The organism is Mesorhizobium koreense, from assembly GCF_031656215.1.
GTDB classification, from domain to species: Bacteria; Pseudomonadota; Alphaproteobacteria; order Rhizobiales; family Rhizobiaceae; genus Mesorhizobium_L; species Mesorhizobium_L koreense.
On the sequence record NZ_CP134228.1, the window covers coordinates 3,762,653 to 3,785,360 of the forward strand.

Annotated in this window: 19 protein-coding genes; 13 read left to right on the forward strand and 6 right to left on the reverse strand. The window is 63.3% G+C overall.

Annotated elements, in window-relative coordinates; genetic code table 11:
* The first annotated feature begins 5 nt into the window (after window positions 1-5).
* The 3 genes from RBH77_RS17925 (at window position 6) to RBH77_RS17935 (ending at window position 3,501) form a co-directional block, all read left to right on the forward strand.
* Entirely contained in the window at window positions 6-1,277 is a 1,272-nt protein-coding gene (locus RBH77_RS17925) for a beta-ketoacyl-ACP synthase (RefSeq protein ID WP_311028933.1), read from the forward strand.
* A 224-nt stretch (window positions 1,278-1,501) separates the two neighbouring features.
* Entirely contained in the window at window positions 1,502-2,530 is a 1,029-nt protein-coding gene (locus RBH77_RS17930) for a zinc-binding dehydrogenase (protein ID WP_311028934.1), read from the forward strand.
* Window positions 2,530-3,501 (forward strand): lipid A biosynthesis lauroyl acyltransferase, encoded by a 972-nt coding sequence (locus RBH77_RS17935; RefSeq protein ID WP_311028935.1) that lies wholly within the window; start codon window positions 2,530-2,532, stop codon window positions 3,499-3,501. The genes RBH77_RS17930 and RBH77_RS17935 overlap by 1 nt, the downstream gene beginning before the upstream one ends.
* Here RBH77_RS17935 and RBH77_RS17940 read toward each other — a convergent pair.
* The 4 genes from RBH77_RS17940 to RBH77_RS17955 form a co-directional block, all read right to left on the reverse strand.
* A complete protein-coding gene (locus RBH77_RS17940; RefSeq protein WP_311028936.1) occupies window positions 3,479-4,399 on the reverse strand; it encodes a dimethyl sulfoxide reductase anchor subunit family protein in 921 nt (306 codons plus the stop codon). The two genes, RBH77_RS17935 and RBH77_RS17940, sit on opposite strands and share 23 nt — an antisense overlap.
* Before the next feature lie 3 nt (window positions 4,400-4,402).
* Entirely contained in the window at window positions 4,403-5,170 is a 768-nt protein-coding gene (locus RBH77_RS17945) for a 4Fe-4S dicluster domain-containing protein (RefSeq protein WP_311028937.1), read from the reverse strand.
* Window positions 5,167-8,016 carry a molybdopterin oxidoreductase family protein gene (locus RBH77_RS17950; protein WP_311028938.1) on the reverse strand — a complete coding sequence of 950 codons (2,850 nt, stop codon included), beginning with the start codon at window positions 8,014-8,016 and terminating at the stop codon, window positions 5,167-5,169. The genes RBH77_RS17945 and RBH77_RS17950 overlap by 4 nt, the downstream gene beginning before the upstream one ends.
* Before the next feature lie 96 nt (window positions 8,017-8,112).
* Window positions 8,113-8,544 (reverse strand): L,D-transpeptidase, encoded by a 432-nt coding sequence (locus RBH77_RS17955; RefSeq protein WP_311028939.1) that lies wholly within the window; start codon window positions 8,542-8,544, stop codon window positions 8,113-8,115.
* A 198-nt stretch (window positions 8,545-8,742) separates the two neighbouring features.
* Here RBH77_RS17955 and RBH77_RS17960 point away from each other — a divergent pair, with 198 nt between their 5' ends.
* From RBH77_RS17960 to RBH77_RS18000, 9 genes are all read left to right on the forward strand, one after another.
* A complete protein-coding gene (locus RBH77_RS17960; protein ID WP_311028940.1) occupies window positions 8,743-10,026 on the forward strand; it encodes an acetylornithine deacetylase/succinyl-diaminopimelate desuccinylase family protein in 1,284 nt (427 codons plus the stop codon).
* Window positions 10,027-10,135: 109 nt separating this feature from the next.
* Entirely contained in the window at window positions 10,136-11,617 is a 1,482-nt protein-coding gene (locus RBH77_RS17965) for an ABC transporter substrate-binding protein (RefSeq protein ID WP_311028941.1), read from the forward strand.
* Window positions 11,618-11,693: 76 nt separating this feature from the next.
* A complete protein-coding gene (locus RBH77_RS17970) occupies window positions 11,694-12,641 on the forward strand; it encodes an ABC transporter permease (RefSeq protein ID WP_311028942.1) in 948 nt (315 codons plus the stop codon).
* Window positions 12,638-13,510, forward strand: coding sequence for an ABC transporter permease (locus RBH77_RS17975; protein WP_311028943.1), 873 nt, complete (start codon window positions 12,638-12,640; stop codon window positions 13,508-13,510). Before RBH77_RS17970 ends, RBH77_RS17975 begins: the two co-directional genes overlap by 4 nt.
* Complete coding sequence (locus RBH77_RS17980; RefSeq protein WP_311028944.1) at window positions 13,507-15,132, forward strand: ABC transporter ATP-binding protein; 1,626 nt, start codon at window positions 13,507-13,509, stop codon at window positions 15,130-15,132. Before RBH77_RS17975 ends, RBH77_RS17980 begins: the two co-directional genes overlap by 4 nt.
* Window positions 15,133-15,459: 327 nt before the next feature.
* The gene (locus RBH77_RS17985; RefSeq protein ID WP_311028945.1) at window positions 15,460-15,762 is read left to right on the forward strand and encodes a virulence factor; all 303 of its coding nucleotides are present in this window, start codon (window positions 15,460-15,462) and stop codon (window positions 15,760-15,762) included.
* Window positions 15,755-16,393 carry a methylenetetrahydrofolate reductase C-terminal domain-containing protein gene (locus tag RBH77_RS17990; protein ID WP_311028946.1) on the forward strand — a complete coding sequence of 213 codons (639 nt, stop codon included), beginning with the start codon at window positions 15,755-15,757 and terminating at the stop codon, window positions 16,391-16,393. The genes RBH77_RS17985 and RBH77_RS17990 overlap by 8 nt, the downstream gene beginning before the upstream one ends.
* Window positions 16,390-17,493 carry a methylenetetrahydrofolate reductase gene (locus tag RBH77_RS17995; RefSeq protein WP_311028947.1) on the forward strand — a complete coding sequence of 368 codons (1,104 nt, stop codon included), beginning with the start codon at window positions 16,390-16,392 and terminating at the stop codon, window positions 17,491-17,493. The genes RBH77_RS17990 and RBH77_RS17995 overlap by 4 nt, the downstream gene beginning before the upstream one ends.
* A gap of 74 nt (window positions 17,494-17,567) precedes the next feature.
* Window positions 17,568-18,548 carry a methyltetrahydrofolate cobalamin methyltransferase gene (locus RBH77_RS18000; protein ID WP_311028948.1) on the forward strand — a complete coding sequence of 327 codons (981 nt, stop codon included), beginning with the start codon at window positions 17,568-17,570 and terminating at the stop codon, window positions 18,546-18,548.
* A gap of 248 nt (window positions 18,549-18,796) precedes the next feature.
* On the opposite strand, the gene RBH77_RS18005 is transcribed toward RBH77_RS18000, so the two are convergent.
* A complete protein-coding gene (locus RBH77_RS18005; RefSeq protein ID WP_311028949.1) occupies window positions 18,797-19,039 on the reverse strand; it encodes a hypothetical protein in 243 nt (80 codons plus the stop codon).
* Window positions 19,040-19,129: 90 nt separating this feature from the next.
* Between RBH77_RS18005 and RBH77_RS18010 the strand changes: the two genes are divergently transcribed.
* Window positions 19,130-21,202 carry an ASKHA domain-containing protein gene (locus RBH77_RS18010; protein ID WP_311028950.1) on the forward strand — a complete coding sequence of 691 codons (2,073 nt, stop codon included), beginning with the start codon at window positions 19,130-19,132 and terminating at the stop codon, window positions 21,200-21,202.
* Window positions 21,203-21,392: 190 nt separating this feature from the next.
* On the opposite strand, the gene RBH77_RS18015 is transcribed toward RBH77_RS18010, so the two are convergent.
* On the reverse strand, window positions 21,393-22,703 hold the full coding sequence (locus RBH77_RS18015) for a replication-associated recombination protein A (protein ID WP_311028951.1): 1,311 nt from the start codon (window positions 22,701-22,703) through the stop codon (window positions 21,393-21,395).
* Between the last annotated feature and the right edge of the window lie 5 nt (window positions 22,704-22,708).

Sequence of the window (22,708 nt, forward strand, 5' to 3'; positions counted from 1 at the left end):
AGGCGATGTCGAAAGCGACGGATCATCTCGGCAGGCCCATCGTGGTCGTCACTGGCATCGGCGTCATCACTTCGCTCGGCGTCGGCAAGAAAGACAATTGGGATGCGCTGACAGCCGGTCGGTCGGGCATCCACACGATCAGCCGTTTCCCGACCGACGATCTCAGGACACGCATCTGCGGAACGGTCGACTTTCTTGGATCGAGCGGCAGGGGCTCGAGCGCGCTTACATACGAAATGGCCGAGACGACCGCGATCGAGGCGCTCGGCGAAGCGGGACTGAGCGACGACAATTTCGGCGGCCCGCTTTTCCTGGCCGCGCCGCCAGTCGAACTCGACTGGTCCAGCCGCTTCGATCTCTATCGGATGGCGCCTGGGAAAACCGGCTATGAACGCTTGATGGCGGGGGCGGTGAAACCCGAAGCATCCGGCTATTTCGACACGACGCAGTTCGGCTCGGTCGCAGGCCGCCTCGCCGACCGTTTCGGCACAAAGGGCTTGCCGATCACGCTCTCCACCGCATGCGCGTCCGGTGCAACGGCGATCCAACTCGGCGTAGAGGCGATCCGTCGTGGCGAGGCCGACCGGGCGCTGTCGATCGGCACGGACGGTTCAGCCACCGCCGAGGCGCTCATCCGATTTTCACTTCTCTCGGCGCTCTCGACACGCAACGACGAGCCCGAGAAGGCATCGAGGCCTTTCTCGAAGGATCGGGACGGCTTCGTGCTGGCGGAAGGCTCGGCGACGCTCGTGCTTGAATCGCTCGAAAGCGCAAGGGCGCGGGGCGCTGAAATCCTCGGCGTGCTTAGGGGTTGCGGCGAGAAGGCCGACGATTTCCACCGCACCCGTTCCAAGCCCGACGGCTCGCCCGCGATCGCAGCGGTGCGTGCGGCACTTGCCGATTCCGGTCTCGACGAAACCGGCATCGACTATGTGAATGCCCACGGCACCTCGACGCCCGAAAACGACAAGATGGAGCATCTGTCGCTCTCGACCGTCTTCGGAGAGCGCATGCGCTCCATTCCCATCTCGTCCAACAAATCGATGATTGGCCACACGCTTTCGGCGGCCGGTGCCGTGGAAGCGGCCTTTTCTTTCCTCACCATGCGCGAAGGCGTCATCCCTCCGACCATCAACTACGACAATCCCGACCCGGCCATCGACCTCGACGTGGTCCCGAACGTCAAACGATCGGCGGATATAAAGGCGGTCCTGTCCAACTCCTTCGGCTTCGGCGGCCAGAACGCCTGCCTTGTAATGGCGCGCGAACCGGCCTAATCGGCATGCATTGAACGCTTTGGTGTATCGGTGCGTCCTTCGAGGCTCGCTTCGCTCGCACCTCAGGATGAGGACGGCTCGTGCCCGGCTTTCTCCGTTGAGAGGTCGGCGCCAGTCTTTCTGACCCTGATGAACGAAGTCTGCCTCTGCTGCGATCCTCATCCTGAGGTGCGAGCGAAGCGAGCCTCGAAGGACGCACGTAATTTCAATCTTCCCGGGAACCCATGCGCGCATTGCAGTTAATTGCTGACCGCCAGCTTGAAGCGGTCGACATACCCCCACCGCCCTCGCCCGCTACCGGCGAGGCGACGGTTCGCATCAAGGCGGTTGCGCTCAATCATATCGATGTGTGGGGCTGGCGCGGCATGGCGTTTGCCAAACGCAAGATGCCGCTTACGATCGGCGCCGAAGCCTCGGGCGTGATCGAGGCGATCGGCTTCGGAGTCGCGGGTCTTCTTCCCGGCCAGCTCGTTTCGATCTACGGCGCGCGCACCTGCGGGCTTTGCCGGGCCTGCCGCGAGGGGCGCGACAATCTGTGCGAACATGTCGGCGGCGTCCACGGCTTCCATCTCGACGGCTTCGCCCAGGAGAAGATCAACCTGCCCGCCCGCCTTCTCGTGCCGGCGCCCCCCGGGGTGGACGAGATCGGCGCGGCGGTCGCGCCGGTGACCTTCGGCACGGTCGAGCACATGCTTTTCGACAACGCAAAGCTGGAGCCGGGCGAGACGGTCCTCGTCCACGCGGGCGGGTCGGGCATCGGCTCGGCAGCGATCCAGCTTGCAAGGAAGATGGGCTGTACGGTTATCACGACGGTCGGCTCTGACGCCAAGATGGAAAAGGCGAAGGCGCTCGGCGCCGATCACGTCATCAACTACCGCGAGGATCGCTTCGAGGGCGCGGTGCGCAAGATCACGAAGAAAAAGGGCGTCGACGTGGTGTTCGAGCATGTCGGCGCCGACACCTGGGCAGGATCGATGCTCTGCTTGAAGCGCGGCGGCCGTCTCGTCACCTGCGGCTCGACCTCCGGCGTCTCGACGCCGATGAACCTCATGCAACTCTTCCAGCAGCAACTGAAGATCTTCGGCTCGTTCGGGTGCCGCATGGAGAACATGGCCAATGCCATGCAGAAGATGGCGGCGGGGCTCGTCCATCCCGTGATCGACACGGAAGTCGATTTCGACGGCATCGGCGAGGCGCTGAAGCGCATGGAAAGCCGTGACGTGTTCGGCAAGATAATCCTGCGCGTCGGCTGATGAAGCGGTTCCTCTACCGCGCGTCGCGGTGGCTGAAACAGGCCAATTACTGGCTGATCGCGCGTGCCGCGCTGACGCTCCTGTGGCTCCTGCGCAAGCTGCCGCCCGACCGGGCGATGGATTTCGCCGGCGGTATGGCGCGCCGGCTCGGGCCGCTGAGCGGCCGTCACAGAATAGCTCTCGACAATCTGCGCCACGCCTATCCCGAACTGGACGAAGCCGCACGCCGGGAAATCGCGTTCGACATGTGGGAGAACATGGCACGGCTCGGCGCCGAATATATCTTCCTGGATCAGCTCTTCGACTTCGATCCGAAGGCAGCGACGCCGGGCAGGGTCGAAGTGGTTGGCGCGGAGCGCTTCCTCAGCCTTCGAGACGAGAAGAAACCGCATATCCTCTTCACCGGCCATCTTGGGAATTTCGAGCTTCTTCCGGTTGCCGCCGCCGCTTTCGATCTCGATCTCGCAGTGATGTTCCGCCCTCCGAACAACCCTTATATCGCCGACTACGTCTTTTCCACACGCCGCTCGGCCATGGGCCGGATGCTCGCTTCCGCCCCAGGTGTCGCCTTCGCCCTTTCACGTGTGCTGGAAGCCGGCGGCAATATCGGTGTGCTGGTCGACCAGAAGTTCCGCAACGGATTGCTCACGGATTTCTTCGGACGGGAGTGCGAGACGAGTCCTCTCGTGGCACGGCTTGCCCGGCATTTCGATTGCGACGTCTATCCCGCCCATTGCATCCGCTTGCCCGGAAACCGCTTCAGGATCGAACTACATGAAAAGCTGGAGCTTCCGCGCGGCGGCGCCGGCGCGATCGACGTCCAGCGGACGACACAATTGCTTACAGACGTAGTGGAAGGCTGGGTGCGAGAAACACCCGGGCAATGGATGTGGTTCCACAAGCGCTGGGAAATCAGCGCACGGCGCCGGGAACAGCGGAAAGTCGCAGCTACTGCCCGTAGTAGTTCATGACGGCATGCCGTGCCTCAGCGAAGAAAAGCCAGCGCTCGACCAGAATGCCGGCCACGAAAGCAACGACGGCAATCGCCGATGCAATCGTCGCCACGAGCCCCTGCCCCGCGACAAGGACCGCAATCAGGAGCAGGGCGGGCACGACGCCACCCAGACCAAAAGCGATGCGCGCCAGCTTTGCGGCGTGCTTGCGCGCAATCTTGAAGCCCATCTCGTTTGTCAGGTAATTCTCGATGACGTGCGGGCGCTCAAGAAGCGCGACCGAGCCGATAGAGCCGAGGCCGGTGGCGCTTTCGGGCGTCGAAAGGGGCGTCGCCGTCAGCATCCGGTCGCGCCAGCGCAGCTTAGCGATCCAGGCGGCCGCGATCAGCACGATTGCCACGAAGGCCAGCGGGCGCACTGAACCCTTGCCACACAGCGCGAAGAACGTTGCGAGTACGGTTCCACCTGCCCCCGCGAACAGAAGGTAACAAGCCGGCGTAAGGCGGGTATTCCACGCTTGCACCGATTTGAGCGAGGCGTAGATCATCGCGGTGCAATAGACCGTGACGAGGCAGAAAAGCGCCCCGATCACGCCGGGTATCGGCAAATAGGTGCGATTGAAAAGCGTCGCCCAGGCGCAGATCACGAGCGGGATGAAAGTCAGGATGGCCATCACACCCTCGCGCGACAGCCAGCTTGATCGCCATTGCGAGAGCGCCCGCCAGGCACGCTGCGGATTGCCGAGATGGAGTGTCGAAGAGAGGAGGCCGCCAGCTATCAGCGCCAGCGCCACGAGATAGGCGATGGCGGTTGAAATAGCCGCCGGGTCGAGGACGCCGAGCCCTAGCAACGCGGCCAGTCCATAGCCGAGGCCCGAGGCGGTCGTGAAGAAGATAATCGATGGAGCGGGGTGCATCGGTCAGATTCGATCCAGCATGCCGTCGAGCCAGGCGAAGAAACCCTTCGCTCCATCCGTGTCCTCGGCAACGGAGAACATCGCCGCACTTTCCGATAACGGTTTGCGTGGCCGGGGCGGCAGGTATTTATTCACCGGCCGTGTCCCCTGCTCCGGCATCAGGTCCATGCCGCCGCGCTCGGCTACCATGACCGAGACGGCCGAATTCGGGTCGGCGAAATCGCCGAAGTGGCGCGCGTTGGCCGGGCAGGTGCGGACGCAGGCCGGCACGCGATCGACCTCCTCGAAAGTCTCGTTGTAGATGCGGTCGATACAAAGCGTACATTTCTTCATGACGCCGGCGGCAAGGTCCATCTCGCGCGCACCATAGGGGCAGGCCCAGGCACATAGCCCGCAGCCGATGCACTTATCCTCGTCTACCAGAACGATGCCGTCTTCGGCCCGCTTGTAGGACGCCCCGGTCGGGCAGACGGTGACGCAGGGCGCATCCTCGCAGTGCAGGCAGGATTTGGGAAAATGCACGATGCGCGCCTCGCCCGCCTCGCCTACGATCTCGCCGCCCTCAGGCGTCACCTCGAAAGTGTGGATGCGATTCAGCCACGTACCCGAGACGTCGGCGCCGTAAGGGTGCTGGTCCGAAAGGGCCGCGCCATAGCCGCCGGTGTTCCATTCCTTGCAGTTGACCACGCAGGCATGGCAGCCGACGCAGATGTCGAGATCGATGACGAGGCCGAGCTTTTTGGGTGTCGGATGCGTTGGAAGGCTGGTCAAGATGCCCACTCCTGGCCGTAACGAAGCTCATCCGGCGGCTCGGGTATATCGACAGGCCGGAGAATAGCAGGGAAATTCGGCTCCGCTTCCCCGCCCGTATCTGCCTTTTCGATACGTACCATGAGATCGTACCAGGCAGCCTGCCCGGTGACCGGGTCGGAATTCGACCATCGCATGCCATCGCCCCTCGGCGGCAGAAGTTCATGGATGAGATGGTTGAGGAGAAAACCTCTCGTCCCCTCGGGCGCGTCCTTGTCGAGCGCCCAGGCGCCCCGGCGCTTGCCGACCGCATTCCATGTCCACATCGTCCCGTCGTTGACGGCGTCGGTGCGCTGAATCTCAACCTTGATGCGGCCATGCCGGGAGGTGAGCCAGACCCAGTCACCGCTCTTCAGATCGTGGGTATCGCAAATCTTTCCAGGCACATACAGAGGGTTCTTCGTATGGATCTGGCGCAGCCAGGCGTTCATCGATCCCCAGGAATGGTACATCGCCATCGGCCGCTGCGAGATGGCATGATAGGGGAATTCGGCGCGGTCGATCGCCGCTTCCTCGAAGGGACGGAACCAGTCCGGCAGCGGATCGAACGCCGCCTGGATCCGTTCCCTATGGCTCTGGGGCGCCACCGGCTCGCGCAAACCTTCCGCCGCCAGACGGAATTTCTGCAAGGGCTCGGAGTAAAGCTGGAAGATCACCGGCTTCGGCGTGTCGAAGAAGCCCATCTTCACCGCGAAATCCTGATAGGCCTGGTTGGCGTGCTTGAAGAATTGCGCCTCAAGCGGGATGTGGGCGGAGAAAAAGGAGCCGTTCTCAATATAGCGCTTCAGTTGGTCGGGATTGGAAGCTCCCCTCCCCGAGCGGTCGCCCTCGCGTCCCCTGAAGCCGGCCAGCGGGCCAATCCCCGGCCGCCGCTCATGGCGCACGATATAATCGGCATAGTCCTTGTAGAGCGGGATACCGCGCGGGTCGGCGAAGCCTGGCAGCGAAAGGCGCGCGCCGAGATCAAGCAGGACCGTCTGGAAGCCGCGCACATCGCGATCCGGCTCGATCACAGGCCAGCGTATGGCGTCCTGCACCGCATCCGGCTCGGAGATCGGCCGGTCGAGCAGCGAAATACAGTCGTAGCGCTCCAGATAGGTCGTGTCCGGCAGGATCAGGTCGGCATAGGCGACCATCTCCGAATCATAGGCATCCGAGTAGATGATCTTCGGAATGCGGTATTCGCCGGTCGCCTCGTCCTTGTCGGTCAGCATCTTCATCGTGCCGGCCGTATTCATCGACGAGTTCCAGGCCATGTTGGCCATATACATGAACAGTACGTCGATCGGGTACGGATCGCCGGCATGGGCGTTCGCGATGACCATGTGCATCATGCCATGCGCGGCGATAGGCGCGTCCCAGGAAAAAGCCTTGTCGAGACGCGACGGCTGGCCGGCCTCGTCTATCAAGAGGTCCTCCGGCCCGCGTGGAAAGCCGAGATGCGGCCCCGACAGCGGCTTGTTTGAGCCGAAATGCTCGGCCTTCCCGTGCGGAGTCGGGTGCGCCTCCAACGGCTTCGGATAAGGTGGCTCGAAGCGGAAGCCGCCGGGGCAATCAATCGAGCCGATAAGCACTTGAAGGAGATGTAAAGCTCGCGTCGTCTGGAAGCCGTTGGAATGAGCGGAGATGCCGCGCATAGCGTGGAAGGAGACCGGCCTACCTTTAAAGCTCTGGTGGCGCTCGCCGTAAATGTCGGTCCATGGCTGGTCTATCTCGATCGCTTCGTCAAAGGCAGCGCGCGCGATTTCGGCCGCAAGTCCTCGGATGGTTGCGGCCGGAACGCCGGTCTCTTCGGCAACCGCCTCCGGCGCGTATCCAGGATCGAGATATTTCTCCACCAAGAGATGGAAGGAAGGCCGTGCTTTGCGCCCATCCGGCAGGGTGAACGAGCCAGACAGCGCCGGCCGCGCCCCGCCGGTGCCAGCCGGCGCGACACGCTCGGTCACGGTCTCGAAGACGAGCGGCTTACCCTCGGCATCGCGCGCGAAAAGCCCGTGATCGGGCGTTCCCGGCGCATCGATCACGAGCCAGGGCGCGTTCGAGTAACGGATCAGGTAATCGATATCGATCTTCCGCGCCTTCAGGAGTTCGTGCACGACGGAAAGCACGAAAAGCGCGTCGGTGCCCGGCCGAATGCCGACCCAGCTATCGGCGACCGAGGAATAACCGGTGCGGACGGGATTTACGGAGACGAAGCGCGCGCCGCGCTGTTTCAGCTTCGACAAACCGATCTTGATGGGATTCGAATCATGGTCTTCGGCAACGCCGAACATGACGAAGAGCTTCGTGCGATCCCAGTCGGGCGCGCCGAACTCCCAGAACGCGCCGCCGATGGTCATGATCCCGGCGGCCGCCATGTTCACGGAGCAGAAGCCGCCATGGGCGGCATAGTTCGGCGTGCCGTATTGTTGCGCCCAGAATCCCGTCAGCGATTGGGACTGATCGCGCCCGGTGAAGAAGGCGAGTTTCCTCGGATCGCGGGCACGCACCTCGCCGAGCCATTTCGTCGCCGTTTCCAGCGCTTCATCCCACGAAATCTCGCGGAACTCGCCCGAGCCGCGCGGACCTGTTCGCAACAGGGGCGCGCGCAGCCTCGCCGGCGCGTAATGCTGCATGATCCCGGCCGAGCCCTTGGCGCAGAGGACACCGCGGTTGACCGGATGGTCGCGGTTGCCCTCGATGTAACGGATCTTGCCATCCTTGAGATGGACATTGATGCCGCATCGGCACGCGCACATGTAGCAGGTCGTCTTGCGGACCTCGTCGGCGATCGGCTCCGACAACGCCAGATTCGGCTCGGTGCTCATAAATAGTGCTCCCTTGGCCTAAGTCCTACCCAAGGCTCGGCCAAAAGAGAATGCCCTTGCGATGGAAACCGTGCACCGACCTGTTAAGCCAGGAAATCAATTCATCACGAAGATGCGCGTGTTGCGTGGGCCGATTTCCTTCACCATGGCGAAGAACGTCGCGGCATCTTGCGGATGCAGTCGCACGCAACCATGCGAGGCGGGCCGGCCGAGGCTGCGTGTCTCATAGGTGCCGTGGATCGCATAGCCGCCATGGAAGAAGACCGAATAAGGCATCGGCGAATTGTGGTATTTGCGCGAACGCCACATTCGGTGCAGCCGGATCGGCCGATAGGTTCCGCGCGGCGTGCGATAGCCGTTCCGCGCCGTCGAGACCTTCCAACGATGAACCACGCGGCCATATTCGGAGACGGTCATCGTCTGGCTGGAAATATCGATCCGGGCCGTCAGCGAAGCCGCCTCACTTGTTCCGGCGGCACAGAAGACCATTGCCGCTCCGAGCAGAACAACGGCAAGAACTCCCCTCATTTGTTCCCCCTCACGCACACAACGCTTACGAAAGGGTCATTAAAGACCGGCCGAACCGATTTCTGCAACCGAAAGTTCCAATTTCGTCGCCTCCGCGCGAAGGGTTGCGAAAACAGGATAGCTTCCCGCCTCTCCAATCGCGAGAAGGCGGCATTGAGGCTCTTGCCAAGCCGTCACATTCGCTGCATCCCTGCCTTCATGATCGACAGATTTGCAAAGGCGATTGACGAACGGGTCGAAGACCTCGTTCAGCTTACCGCCGACCTCATCCGCTTCCCGACCATCAACCCACCGGGCGAGGCCTATACGCCCTGCGCGGAATTCGTCGGCGAACGGCTCAGGCGGCGCGGCTTTGCCGTCAGCTTTATGCGCGGCGAAGGAACGCCCGGCGATACCGACCGCTATCCGCGCACCAACGTCGTCGCGCGCATCGAGGGGCGCGGTCCTGGGCCGGTCGTCCACTTCAATTCGCATATCGACGTGGTCGAGGCCGGCGAAGGATGGACCGTGGACCCGTTCGGCGGCGCAGTCAGGGACGGCAGGGTCTACGGGCGCGGCGCCTGCGACATGAAGGGCGGGCTTGCCGCCTCCATCATCGCGGTCGAGGCATTCCTCGCGGTATCGCCGGATTTCTACGGCGCGATAGAGATATCGGGCACCGTGGACGAGGAATCCGGCGGCTTCGGCGGCGTCGCCTACCTGGCGAAAAAGGGACTGTTCTCGCGGCCGCGCGTCGACCACGTCATTATCCCCGAACCGCTCAACAAGGACCGCATCTGCCTTGGCCATCGCGGCGTCTGGTGGGCGGAGATCGAGACGAAAGGGCGCATCGCGCACGGTTCCATGCCCTTCCTCGGCGACAGCGCCGTCCGGCATATGGGAGCGGTGCTCCATGCGTTCGAGGAAGAGCTTTTTCCGGCGCTCGACCGCAAGCAGACAAAAATGCCCGTCGTGCCGGAAGGCGCCCGGCGCTCGACCATGAACATCAACTCGATCCATGGCGGCCAGACGGAGGATTTTCGCCCCGGCCTGCCCTCCCCGACGGTGCCGGATACGTGCCGGCTGGTGATCGACCGGCGCTTCCTGCTCGAGGAAAAGATCGGCGAGGTCAAGAGCGAGGTCGTCGCCATCCTCGATCGGCTGAAACGGGAGCGCGCCAAATTCGACTATACGATCAACGACCTGATGGAAGTTCTTCCGACGATGACGGAACGCGACGCGCCGGTCGTCGCTGCCGTGGCGGAAGGAATCCGGCATATTTTCGGGCGTGAACCCGACTATGTCATCTCGCCGGGCACCTACGACCAGAAGCACATCGCGCGCATCGGCCATCTCCATGACTGCATTGCCTACGGTCCCGGCATTCTCGATCTGGCGCACCAGCCGGACGAATGGGTGGGTATCGACGACATGGTCCAATCCGCCAATGTCATGGCGATCGGGCTCGATGTGCTCCTCAACCGTACTATAGGCGGCCGCTGACCGCATTCCCGGCATGCTTCCGCTTCAGGAGTAGAATCGTGATTTACTCACGCGCGGATTCAGGCTTCTATCCCCGCAGTAAAATGGCCTCTGCGGGAGCAAGAAGAATATGAGGTATTGGAAGACGGTTTTGACGGCAGCGGCCTTCGCGCTCGCCACCAGTAGCGCTGCGTTAGCCGCGCGGACCGACCTGACGCTGGGGATGGTGCTGGAGCCGCCGCATCTCGATCCAACGGCCGGCGCCGCCGCGGCGATCGACGAAGTGGTCTACGCCAACGTTTTCGAGGGGCTGACCCGCATCGGATCGAAGGGTGAGGTGTTGCCCGATCTCGCCGAAAGCTGGACGGTCTCCAAGGACGGCACCGTCTATACGTTCAAGCTGCATTCAGGCGTGAAATTTCATGACGGCACCGATTTTGACGCCAACGACGTGAAGTTCTCGCTCGACCGGGCGCGCAGCGCTGATTCAGTCAACGCGCAGAAAGCACTCTTCGCCCACATCAAGGACGTGGCGGTGGTCGACCCGACGACGGTCAAGGTGACGCTCGACGAGCCACAGGGTGATTTCCTCTACGACATGGGCTGGGGCGATGCCGTGATGGTTGCGCCCGAATCGGCTTCCAGCAACAAGGAAAAGCCGATCGGCACCGGGCCTTTCAAGTTCGATCATTGGGCAAAGGGCTCGGAAATCACACTGGTCAAGAACCCTAATTACTGGGGCAAGCCTGTCGCGCTAGACAAGGCGGTGTTCCGCATCATCCCTGATGCCGCCGCGGCCATTCCGGCGCTGCTTTCGGGCGACGTGCAGGCCTTCCCGAACGCACCGGTCGGCGACGCGCTCGACCAGATCAAGGCAGATCCGAACCTCAAGGTGGTGATAGGCACTACCGAAGGCGAGACGATCATGTCGATCAACAACAAGAAGCCGCCCTTCGACAAACTGGCGGTGCGGCAGGCGCTCGCCTCGGCCATCAACCGCAAGGCCGTCATCGACGCAGCGTCGAGCGGCCTCGGTACGCCGATCGGCTCGCATTTCTCGCCGGCCGACGCCGGCTATATAGACCTGACCGGCGTCTATCCATACGACGTGGCCAAGGCGAAGGAATATCTAAAGGAGGCCGGCCTGCCGGATGGCTTCAAGGCGACGCTCAAGCTGCCGCCCACCCCCTATGCACGTGACGGCGGCCAGGTGATCCAGTCTGAATTGAAGGAGATCGGCGTCGACCTTCAGATCATCCCGGTCGAGTGGGCGGACTGGCTGAAGCAGGTCTTCACCGACAAGGATTTCGACCTGACGATCATCTCCCATACCGAGCCAGCCGATATCGGCATCTATTCGCGGCCCGGCTATTACTTCCAGTACGACAACCCGAAGTTCAACGACGTGATCAAGGAGTTGAGCAGGACGGTCGACCAGGCGAAGCGGTTGGAACTGCTCGGCGAAGCTCAGAAGATCCTCGCCCATGACGTGCCGGCGGTCTATCTGTTCGAACTGCCCAAGATCGGTGTTTGGGATGCCAAGCTCGAAGGCATGTGGGCCAATTCGCCGATCCAGGCCAACGACCTGACGCAGGTGAAATGGGCGGACTGATCCTTATCATCGTCACGACGATTGCCCCGGCTAGCGGCCGCTTCCGGGGCAATTGCTTTTCCGGCACGGCCAACCAATGACCGCCTATATCGTCAAGCGCGTCGCCATCGGTATCGTCACGCTGGTCTTTGCCTCTATCGTGATCTTCGCGGTGCTGGAGGTACTGCCGGGCGATCCGGCACGGCTCATGCTCGGCATAAACGCAACCGCCGATGCCGTCCAAACGTTGCGTCACCAGATGGGCCTCGATCAGCCCCTGGTCCTGCGCTACCTGCACTGGGCAGGCGGTATGCTGACCGGCGATTTCGGCAAATCCTTCACCTATTCCTCGCCTGTCCGCGACCTGATCGTCGAGCGGGGCGCGGTGTCCCTGCCGCTGGCGCTGATCGCGCTTCTCCTATCCGCCGTCATCGGCATTCCTGTCGGCGTCTTTTCCGCCTCGCGGCGCGGCAAGGCATCCGACACCACCGTCATGGGCGTCGCGCAGCTCGGCGTCGCCATCCCCAATTTCTGGTTCGCGCTTCTCCTGATCTATGTTTTCGCCGTCTGGCTGCGGCTCGTCCCGGCGGGCGGCTTTTCCGGATGGAATGCGGGCATCTGGGCCGGCCTCAAGGGGCTCATCCTGCCGGCGGTCGCGCTTGCCCTGCCTCAGGCCGCGATCCTCGCACGCGTGACCCGTTCGGCACTCCTCGAAGTGCTCGGTGAGGACTATATCCGCACCGCGCGTGCCAAGGGCCTGCCGCGTCGCCGGGTGCTGCTCCGCCACGCGCTGCGCAACGGCATGATCCCGGTCATGACCATCATCGGCCTGCAATTCGCCTTCCTGCTTGCCGGCACCATCATCATCGAGAACGTCTTCTATCTCCCCGGCCTCGGCCGGCTTGTCTACCAGGCGATTACCCAGCGTGATCTGATCGTGGTGGAAGGTATCATCATGGTCCTCGTCGCTTCGGTGGTCCTGATCAATCTTGTCGTCGACCTATGCTACCCCTTGGTCGATCCGCGCCTGAGGCACGCACGATGAGCGCGGTGACCAGCAGCGACACGCCTGCGCGCTTCCGCGACTTCGTTCGCGCCGCGCTCGCCAACCGCTCGTTCGTGGCGGGGCTCGTCATCACGCTCGCCATCGCCCTGATGGCGCTGCTCTCCTTTATCTGGACACCCTATGACGTGGCGAACCTCGTCGTCTCCGACCGGATGAAGCCGCCGTCGGGCACGCACTGGTTCGGCACTGATAATTTCGGCCGCGACATCCTTTCCATGATCATGGTCGGATCGCGCAACTCGATTGCAGTGGCGCTGGTCGCCGTCGGCATCGGCATGGGCATCGGCGTACCGCTCGGCTGCTGGGCAGCCGCGCGTGGCGGTTGGCTGGACGAGGCGATCATGCGGCTGAACGACGTCGTCTTCGCCTTCCCTGCCCTGATGTCGGCCATCATGATCACTGCGATTTTCGGGCCGGGCGCGGTCAACGCCATCATCGCCATAGGCATCTTCAACATCCCGGTCTTCGCGCGTGTCGCCCGCGCCGGCGCGCTGGCGCTGTGGCCGCGCGAATTCATCCTTGCCGCGCGCGCCTCCGGCAAGGGCACAACGCTCATCACCGTCGAGCACATCTTTCCCAACATCGCCAATCTGCTGCTTGTCCAGGGCACGATCCAATTCGCGCTCGGCGTTCTGGCCGAAGCAGGGCTTTCCTATCTCGGCCTCGGTGCACAGCCGCCCATGCCGAGTTGGGGGCGGATGCTGTTCGACGCGCAGACGCGCATGATGGTGGCGCCCTATATGGCGATCTTCCCCGGGCTCGCCATCGTCATCACGGTGCTCGGGCTCAACCTTCTCGGCGACGGGCTTTCCGACGTGCTCGACCCCAAGCTGAGGCGCCGGCGATGAGCCTCCTGGAGATCGAGAAGCTGTCGCTGGACATCGGTGGCGTCCCCATCCTGCGCGGTGTCGATCTTTCGATCGGCGAAGGCGAGATCATGGGGCTGGTCGGCGAATCCGGCTCCGGCAAGTCGATGACGGCTCTTACCGTGATGCAATTGCTGCCCATCGGCGCGCGTGCTTCGGGCCGCGTCGTCTTCGACGGCATCGACATCCTGTCCGCCCCGGAAGAGGCTATGTGCAGGCTACGCGGCGACGATATCGGCATGGTGTTTCAGGAGCCGATGACGGCGCTCAATCCGGTCAAGACGATCGGCGAGCAGGTCGCCGAGGGCATACGCTGGCATACCGGCGCAAACCGAGCTAACGCTGAGGCACGGGCGCGCACCATGCTCGATCGGGTCGGCCTGCCGGAAGCAAAATTCCCGCTGTCGCGCTACCCGCATGAACTGTCCGGCGGCCAGCGGCAGCGCGTCGTCATCGCGATCGCCTGCGCATTGAAGCCGAAATTGCTAGTCGCCGACGAGCCGACGACGGCGCTCGACGTAGTACTGCAGAAGCAGATCCTCGAACTGTTGCGCGGCCTCGTCGACGAGGACCGGATGGGACTCCTCCTCATCTCGCATGATCTCGCAGTCGTCGCCGACATGTCCGACCGCGTGACGGTCATGCGCCATGGCGAAGTCATGGAGGAAGGCGAGACGGCGCGGACGCTGTCCGGACAGGTGCACCCCTATACGCGGCAACTCGCGCAGGCTTCGATGCACGTGCCTGCAAGGAGAGCCGCAGTTGATATTTCGAGGCGGTCAGCGCCTCTTCTTGAAGTCTCCTCCGTTACAAAGGACTATCCCGGCCGCCGCGCCTCGCTCTTCCGTCGACCGGCACCCTTCCGCGCCGTGGACGAGGTTTCGTTCTCGGTCGAGCCCGGCCAGTCCGTGGCGCTGGTCGGGCGCTCGGGCTGCGGAAAATCGACGCTGGCGCGCATGATCCTGGCGCTCGATCACCCGACAGGCGGCGACATAAAGCTGCTAGGGCAATCGCTTGGGGATAAAAACGAGGCAGCACTGCGCCCTTCCCGTCAGAACATGCAGGTCGTATTCCAGGACCCCTACGGCTCATTCGACCCGCGTCACAAGGTCGAGAAGCTGGTCGGCGAGCCGTTGCATCTTCTGGAAAAGCGGCCAGGTTCCAAGGAGCGGCGCGAGATGATCGCCGCCACCCTTGCCGAGGTCGGCCTCGCTCCATCCGACATGGACAAATACCCGCACGAATTCTCCGGTGGGCAGCGGCAGCGTATCTCGATTGCCCGCGCCGTCATCACTCGCCCCAAGCTGATCGTCGCGGACGAGCCCGTCTCGGCGCTCGATGTCTCGATCCGCGCGCAAATCCTCGACCTTTTCGCCGATCTCAACCAGAAGCTCGGCGTCGCCTATATCTTCATTACACACGATCTGACGGTGGCGCGCGCCATCACCGATGATGTCATGGTTATGCATGAGGGGCGTATCGTCGAGCGGGGCCGCACCGGCGACATTCTCGATCATCCGCAATCGGAAGCCGCGCAAGCGCTGGTCGCCGCCGCTCCCGATCTGCACCGCGCTATTGCCCGACGGTTGGAAATGCAGGGATAAGCATTGCGTCCTTCGAGGCTCGCTTCGCTCACACCTCAGGATGAGGAGGTCTGTGTCTGATACGAATATTTCTCCTTGCTCGATCGGGCCGCGCTCGCATCTCAGAGTTAGGGAGCCTGCCGGTCGCACCAATCCCGATACGTTGTGACGAGCGCCGGAAAGCAGGCACAAGCCGCCCTCATCCTGAGGTGTGAGCGAAGCGAGCCTCGAAGGACATACCCGGGTTGAACAAAGCACGTCGCTTTTGAATGCGCGCGCGTCGTCTCGTAACTAGCGGCGTTTCAGCCGTTACGGCAATGCTCAACATCAGGAAGGCACGAGGCAGAGATGGCTGATCTTATCATTGTCTATTGGCGCGATATACCGGCGCAAGTCATCGTCAAGCGGGGGCGGCAGAACGCCAAGCGCGAACTCTCCGTGCGCTTTACCGAGGCGATCGACATGTGCGCCATGCGCACCGGCGCGTCCGCCACGGGGGACTATCTCGAACAATGGCGCAAGGCCGATCCGATTCCCGTCGGCGACGATCTGGAAGCGGAGGCGGACAAGGCGCTCGCCGACCTCGAGACGAAATACAACCGCGAGCGACTGGTTGCGCTGGTCAAGGCGGGCGGTAAGGAAAATGGCTGAGAAGCCCGCCTCCACCACCGCTTCCGGCCCGGCTGACGGCGCAGCGAAACCGACGCCGCCTTCCGCTTCGGGTGGCGTAACCCAGGCGACGATCGTCAAGAAGACGGCACCAAAGAGTGACTACAAGCCGGCCGACATATCGCCTCAGCGACGCGTCCAGCGGCGTTATACCGTACGGCTCTGGTCGGTCAGGCATTCGCGCTTCCTCGAATGGTTCTATGCGCGCTTCGCCGACGCTTTCCTCGCCCTTCATCCCTTGTGGAAGGCGATCGGCTACGGGCGCGCCGAAGGTCCGGTCAAGTTCGTCGAGAAGCGCGTCAAGGGCTTTATGTTCGACTGCCGCATGTGCGGGCAATGCGTTCTCTCCTCTACCGGCATGTCATGCCCGATGAACTGCCCCAAACAGCTCAGGAACGGTCCTTGCGGCGGCGTGCGCGCCAACGGCAATTGCGAGGTCGAGCCGGACATGCCCTGCGTCTGGGTCAAGGCGTGGGAAGGCTCGCGCAACATGCGCCACGGCGACGCCATCCTGAAAGTCCAGAAGCCCGTGGATCAGTCGCTGCGCGAGACGTCGGCGTGGCTGCGCGTTACCGCGCTGGCGGCGGCCGAGCGGGACAAGGCAAGGGCATGACCCCTCTGCGCCCAACACAGCCCGACGAAAACCCGGCGGGCGTCCACCTGCCGCTCGACCCGCTGCCGGGCCATTCCTCGCTCGGCCGGCTTGAGCGTGTCCTGCGGCGCGGCGAATTCGCCGTCACGGCGGAGCTCAACCCGCCCGACAGCGCCAATCCGGAGGACGTCTACCAGCGCGCTGCCGTCTTCGACGGCTGGGTAGACGGCATCAACGCGGTCGATGCATCCGGCGCCAATTGCCATATGTCGTCGGTCGGCATCTGCGCGCTTTTGACCCGCATGGGCTACGCACCGATCATGCAGATCGCCTGCCGCGACAAGAACCGCATCGCCATCCAGGGCGACGTGCTGGGCGCCGCCGCCATGGGTGTCGCCAACATCCTGTGCCTTACCGGCGACGGCGTGCAGGCCGGCGACCAGCCCGGCGCCAAGCCGGTCTTCGACCTCGACTGCATGTCGCTGCTCGAAACGGTATGCACCATGCGCGACGAGGGAAAGTTCCTTTCCGGCCGCAAGCTGACCACGCCGCCCGCCGTCTTTCTCGGCGCAGCCATCAACCCCTTTGCACCACCCTATGATTTCCGGCCGATGCGGCTCGCCAAGAAGATCGCCGCCGGCGCGCAGTTCGTGCAGAGCCAGTACTGCTTCGACGTGGCGATGTTCCGCACCTACATGCAGCGCGTGCGAGATCTCGGCCTCACGGAAAAATGCTTCGTCCTGGCCGGCGTCGGCCCGCTTGCCTCGGCCAAGACGGCGCGCTGGATCCGCTCCAACGTGCCGGGCATCCACATCCCCGACGCCATCATAAAGCGCCTTGAAGGAGCCGCCGACCAGAAGAAGGAAGGCAAGCGACTCTGCATCGACATCATCAATGAGGTGAAGGAAATCCCCGGTGTCGCCGGCGTCCATGTCATGGCCTACCGGCAGGAGGAATATGTCGCCGAGATCGTCGCCGAATCCGGCGTCCTGAAAGGCCGGCAGCCCTGGAAGCGCGAGGCGCGGCACGACGACCAGGTCGTCGCCGACCGCCTCGACAGGATCCTGCACGAAAATATCACCGAACAACCCGCCGACCGGGTTGAAAAGGCAGCGAACTGAACAGATGGCCTCACGGCCGTTGATCGAGAAGAGATAACGATATAAAGAAGTCTTTATATCAAATGGAGATAACCATGACTCGAACCATCGTCGCATCCGCGACCCGCGAAATCGTCATCGGCTTCGACCAACCCTTCTGCGTCATCGGGGAGCGCATCAATCCGACCGGCCGCAAGAAGCTCGCCGCCGAGATGGTCGAAGGCAATTTCGAGACCGTGAAGAAGGATGCGCTGGAACAGGCGGCCGCCGGTGCCACCATGCTCGACGTCAATGCCGGTGTGACGGCGGTGGATCCGAACGCGACCGAGCCCGGCCTGCTTGTCCAGACCCTGGAAATCGTGCAGGGGCTCGTCGATCTTCCGCTCTCCATCGATTCATCCGTAACCGGAGCCATCGAGGCCGCGCTCAAGGTCGCCAAGGGCCGCCCGCTGGTGAACTCCGTCACCGGCGAGGAAGAAAAGCTCGAGGCGATCCTGCCGCTGATCAAGAAATACAACGTGCCGGTCGTGGCGATCTCCAACGACGAGACCGGCATCTCCATGGACCCGGATGTCCGCTTCGCCGTCGCCAAGAAGATCGTCGAACGTGCCATGGACTACGGTATCAAGCCGGAAGACGTGGTTGTCGACCCACTGGTCATGCCGATCGGCGCGCTGGGCGATGCCGGCCGACAGGTCTTCGCGCTTCTGCGGCGCTTGCGCGAAGAACTGAAGGTCAACACGACCTGCGGGCTTTCCAACATCTCTTTCGGCCTGCCGCACCGGCACGGTATCAACGGCGCCTTCATCCCCATGGTGATCGGCGCGGGTATGACCTCAGCGATCATGAACCCTTGCCGCCCGCAGGAGATGGAGGCCGTGCGCGGCGCCAACGTGCTCGCCGGCACCGACAAGGACTGCATGACCTGGATCAAGACCTACAAGGACTACAAGCCCGCCGTGGCCGGCCAACCGGTAGCAGCGCCCATCGCGGTCAACACGCCGGCGGAAGGCGCGGCCGCTTCCAGCGGCGGCCGTCGACGCGGCGGCCGCGAGGCACGCCGGGCAGCGGGGTGAGGTTTTACCGTGCGTCCTTCGAGGCTCGCCCTCCAAACATTGCGCCAATATGCGGCGCGCCATTGCGGGCTCGTACCTCAGGATGAGGGAGGATGGTGCGCGTCATCCCAAGTTCTGAGCGGTTTGCGCAAGCGTATTGCCGCGGCTCGGCGCGCCAGAATGCCGCGACTCTCTCGTAGCCGTGGCCGTCCTCATCCCGAGATGCGAGCGCAGCGGGCCTCGAAGGACGTACGCCCGATCAACAGGATTCAAACCGCCCCGACCGCCAGATCGAACAGCGCCATGCCGACCCATGAACCGGCAAGGCCGGCGCCGCCACCGACGACAAAACTGTCGTCCATGACGGGCCAGAAGAGATGGAGCGTCAAGGCAGCGAGGATCGACCCGCAAATAGCGGCCGCCAGATATTGCGGGTTTTTCAACCACGGTCCTCTGAAGAGCCGCACCATGAAGAACCCGGTGGTCACCGCTGAAAAGAGAATATCGGACATCGTTCCACTCGCTCAGCGGCGGATCATCCCCCATATGCAGCAATGAAGCGTAAAGGCGGGAAGTAAATTTCTCGGCAAACTGGCAGCGAAATGAACAGCGAAGCGCCCAATCCCCTGATTCTCTTCATGCCCTCGGGCAAGCGTGGCCGCTTCCCCATCGGCACGCCGATCCTGGACGCTGCCCGCTCGCTCGGCGTCTATGTCGAAAGCGTCTGCGGCGGGCGCGCTACCTGCGGGCGTTGCCAGATCGAAATCCAAGAAGGCAATTTCGCGAAACACAAAATCGTCTCATCGCTCGATCACATCTCGGCGAAGGGGCCGAAGGAAGAGCGCTACGAGCGCGTGCGTGGGTTGCCCGAGGGCCGTCGCCTCTCCTGCTCCGCCACCGTGCAGGGCGATCTCGTCGTGGACGTGCCGCAGGACACCGTCATCAACGCGCAGACGATCCGCAAGGCTGCTACCGACCGCGTGATCGAGCGCAATCCGGCGATCCAGATGTGTTATGTCGAGGTCGACGAGCCCGACATGCACAAGCCACTCGGCGATCTCGATCGGCTGAAGGCGGTGCTGGCGAAGGATTGGGGCTGGAAGGACCTGCGCGTCGCGCAGCATATCATTCCGGAGGTCCAGAAGATCCTGCGCAAGGAGAACTGGGCCGTCACCGCCGCGATCCACAAGGATATGGAACTGTCGCGCGCCACGGTGATCGCGCTCTATCCGGGGCTGAAGAACGAAGCCTACGGCATCGCCTGTGACATCGGCTCGACTACAATCGCCATGCATCTGGTGTCGCTGCTCTCTGGCCGCATCGTCGCTTCCGCCGGTGCGCCTAACCCGCAGATCCGCTTTGGCGAAGATGTGATGAGCCGCGTCTCCTACGTCATGATGAACCCGGACGGACGCGAGGCGATGACCAAAGCCGTGCACGAGGCGGTCAACGGGCTGATCGGCAAGGTCTGCGACGAAGGCGGCGTTGACCGCAACGACATTTTCGACAGCGTATTTGTCTGCAACCCGATCATGCACCACCTGTTCCTCGGCATCGACCCGACCGAACTCGGCCAGGCGCCGTTCGCGCTCGCCGTATCCGGCGCGGTGCAGGGCTGGGCACACGATATCGGCATCGACGTAAATCGCGGCGCCCGCTTCTATATGCTGCCTTGCATCGCCGGCCATGTCGGGGCGGATGCCGCCGGCGCCACCCTGTCGGAAGGGCCTTACCGGCAAGACAAGATGATGCTCTTGGTCGATGTCGGCACCAACGCCGAGATCGTGCTTGGCAAGCGCGGCCATGTCGTCGCCGCCTCCTCGCCCACTGGGCCGGCCTTTGAAGGCGCCGAAATCTCGTCGGGCCAGCGCGCTGCGCCCGGCGCCATCGAACGCGTCCGCATCGATCCCGTAACCCACGAGCCGAAGTACCGGGTGATCGGCGTCGACAAATGGTCCGACGAGGAAGGATTCGAGGAAGCCGCCAAGGCAACCGGCGTCACCGGCATCTGCGGCTCGGCTATCATCGAAGTGGTGGCGGAGATGTACCTTTCCGGCCTGATCTCGGAGGATGGCGTCATCGACGGCGCGCTTGCGGCGGTCACGCCGCGCATTTTCCAGAATGGGCGCACCTTCTCCTATCTGCTGCGCGAGAGCGTGGAAGGCGGTCCTCGCATCACCGTCACCCAGAACGACATCCGCGCCATCCAGCTCGCCAAGGCAGCGCTTTATGCCGGCATCAAGCTCTTGATGGAAAAGCAGGGTATCACGGAGGTGGACACGATCCGCTTCGCCGGTGCCTTCGGCTCTTTCATCGACCCAAAATACGCGATGGTGCTCGGTCTTATCCCCGATTGCGACCTCGGCGAGGTCAAGGCGGTCGGCAATGCGGCCGGCACGGGCGCGCTGATGGCGCTCCTCAATCGCGATCACCGCCGCGAGATCGAGCGCGAAGTCGCCAGTATCGACAAGATCGAGACCGCGCTGGAACCCGATTTCCAGCAGCTCTTCATCAACGCGATGGCGCTGCCCAACAAGGTCGATTCGTTCCCGAAGCTCCGTACCGTCGTGAAGATGCCGGAGCCGAAGCTCGCCGATGCCGGCCTTGCCGGTGTGGACAACGCGCCGCGCCGCCGCTCACGCGAGGAGCGCGCGGCGCGGCGACGGGGCGGATAGAATCGCGCTGCCTCCTACCCCTACCCTTGTTCCCTCCCCACAAGGGGGAGGGAAACGCCGGCATCACTTTCTAGATAAAAATCGACAAGTCTGCGCCGAGCAGCTTGGGAGCAGAGTTCCCCTCCCCCCTGTGGGGAGGGGTTAGGGGTGGGGGTACACCGTCACAGGTGTCTGCTCGGAATGGCGACGGTTATTTCTCCCTCTCTTCCCTGAGCTTTGCCCAATAATCCAGCCGCTTGCGAATTTCGCGTTCGAAGCCGCGGTCGACGGGATCGTAGAATTTCTGCCGGCCGAGTTTCTCGGGAAAATAATCCTGGCCGGAAAAGGCATCCGGCTCGTCATGGTCGTAGCGATAGCCCGAGCCGTAGCCTTCCCCCTTCATCAGCTTGGTCGGCGCGTTGAGGACCGTCTTTGGCGGCATCAGCGAACCGTTTTCCTTGGCGGCTCGAGTAGCAGCGGAGAAAGCGGTGTAGGCGGCATTCGATTTCGGTGCGGAAGCGAGGTAGATGCAGGCCTCGGCCAGCGCCAGTTCGCCTTCCGGAGAGCCGAGATAGTCGTAGGCGTCCTTGGCGGCATTGGCGATGACAAGCGCCTGCGGATCGGCAAGCCCGATATCCTCGACAGCCATGCGCACCAGCCGCCGGCCGATATAGAGCGGGTTCTCGCCGGCGTCGAACATGCGCGCCAGATAGTAGAGCGCGGCGTCCGGGTCCGAGCCGCGCACCGATTTGTGCAGCGCCGAGATCAGATTGTAGTGCCCGTCCTGGCCCTTGTCGTAAATCGGCGCCCGCCGTTGCACGATGCGCATTAGCCCGTCCGCGTCGAAGATCTCCCCCTCGCCCGCCGCGCGCCAGATCTCCTCGGCCAGCGTCAGCGCGGCACGGCCATCGCCGTCCGCCAGCCGAAGCAGAACCGCCCTCGCCTCCGCGTCGAGCGGCAGCGCCCTGCCCTCCACCTCCTCGGCGCGGGAAAGAAGTTTGGCGATGCTTTCCTCATCGAGCGCGTGGAAGACGAGCACGCGCGCCCGCGACAGCAATGCGGCGTTGAGTTCGAATGACGGGTTTTCGGTCGTGGCGCCGACAAGGACAACCGTGCCGTCCTCCATTACCGGCAGGAAACTGTCCTGCTGGGCGCGGTTGAAGCGATGGATCTCGTCGACGAAAAGCAGGGTTTGACGGCCATTGGCGCGGCGCAGTCTCGCCGCCTCGAATACCTTTTTGAGGTCGGCAACGCCGGAGAAGATCGCCGATATCTGTTCGAAGGCAAGGCCGGTCTGGCCGGCCAGAAGACGCGCAACCGTGGTCTTGCCGGTGCCGGGAGGCCCCCAGAAGACCATGGACCCGAGCGAGCCGGAACGGATCATCCGGGTCAGCGCCCCGCCCGACCCGGTCAAATGCTCCTGGCCAACGACATCCTCCAGCCGCATCGGCCTCAGCCGATCGGCGAGCGGCCGGCCGGGCTCGGCAGGCTTGGGCGAGGATTGCTCGAAAAGGTCAGCCATGGAAG

What these genes read in the sequence shown, in the direction of transcription:
- RBH77_RS17925 (WP_311028933.1), top strand. Translation starts at nt 6, where the DNA reads ATGTCGAAAGCGACGGATCATCTCGGCAGGCCCATCGTGGTCGTCACT.
- RBH77_RS17930 (WP_311028934.1), top strand. Translation starts at nt 1,502, where the DNA reads ATGCGCGCATTGCAGTTAATTGCTGACCGCCAGCTTGAAGCGGTCGAC.
- RBH77_RS17935 (WP_311028935.1), top strand. Translation starts at nt 2,530, where the DNA reads ATGAAGCGGTTCCTCTACCGCGCGTCGCGGTGGCTGAAACAGGCCAAT.
- RBH77_RS17940 (WP_311028936.1), bottom strand. Translation starts at nt 4,399, where the DNA reads ATGCACCCCGCTCCATCGATTATCTTCTTCACGACCGCCTCGGGCCTC.
- RBH77_RS17950 (WP_311028938.1), bottom strand. Translation starts at nt 8,016, where the DNA reads ATGAGCACCGAGCCGAATCTGGCGTTGTCGGAGCCGATCGCCGACGAG.
- RBH77_RS17955 (WP_311028939.1), bottom strand. Translation starts at nt 8,544, where the DNA reads ATGAGGGGAGTTCTTGCCGTTGTTCTGCTCGGAGCGGCAATGGTCTTC.
- RBH77_RS17960 (WP_311028940.1), top strand. Translation starts at nt 8,743, where the DNA reads ATGATCGACAGATTTGCAAAGGCGATTGACGAACGGGTCGAAGACCTC.
- RBH77_RS17965 (WP_311028941.1), top strand. Translation starts at nt 10,136, where the DNA reads ATGAGGTATTGGAAGACGGTTTTGACGGCAGCGGCCTTCGCGCTCGCC.
- RBH77_RS17970 (WP_311028942.1), top strand. Translation starts at nt 11,694, where the DNA reads ATGACCGCCTATATCGTCAAGCGCGTCGCCATCGGTATCGTCACGCTG.
- RBH77_RS17975 (WP_311028943.1), top strand. Translation starts at nt 12,638, where the DNA reads ATGAGCGCGGTGACCAGCAGCGACACGCCTGCGCGCTTCCGCGACTTC.
- RBH77_RS17980 (WP_311028944.1), top strand. Translation starts at nt 13,507, where the DNA reads ATGAGCCTCCTGGAGATCGAGAAGCTGTCGCTGGACATCGGTGGCGTC.
- RBH77_RS17985 (WP_311028945.1), top strand. Translation starts at nt 15,460, where the DNA reads ATGGCTGATCTTATCATTGTCTATTGGCGCGATATACCGGCGCAAGTC.
- RBH77_RS17990 (WP_311028946.1), top strand. Translation starts at nt 15,755, where the DNA reads ATGGCTGAGAAGCCCGCCTCCACCACCGCTTCCGGCCCGGCTGACGGC.
- RBH77_RS17995 (WP_311028947.1), top strand. Translation starts at nt 16,390, where the DNA reads ATGACCCCTCTGCGCCCAACACAGCCCGACGAAAACCCGGCGGGCGTC.
- RBH77_RS18000 (WP_311028948.1), top strand. Translation starts at nt 17,568, where the DNA reads ATGACTCGAACCATCGTCGCATCCGCGACCCGCGAAATCGTCATCGGC.
- RBH77_RS18005 (WP_311028949.1), bottom strand. Translation starts at nt 19,039, where the DNA reads ATGTCCGATATTCTCTTTTCAGCGGTGACCACCGGGTTCTTCATGGTG.
- RBH77_RS18010 (WP_311028950.1), top strand. Translation starts at nt 19,130, where the DNA reads ATGAACAGCGAAGCGCCCAATCCCCTGATTCTCTTCATGCCCTCGGGC.
- RBH77_RS18015 (WP_311028951.1), bottom strand. Translation starts at nt 22,703, where the DNA reads ATGGCTGACCTTTTCGAGCAATCCTCGCCCAAGCCTGCCGAGCCCGGC.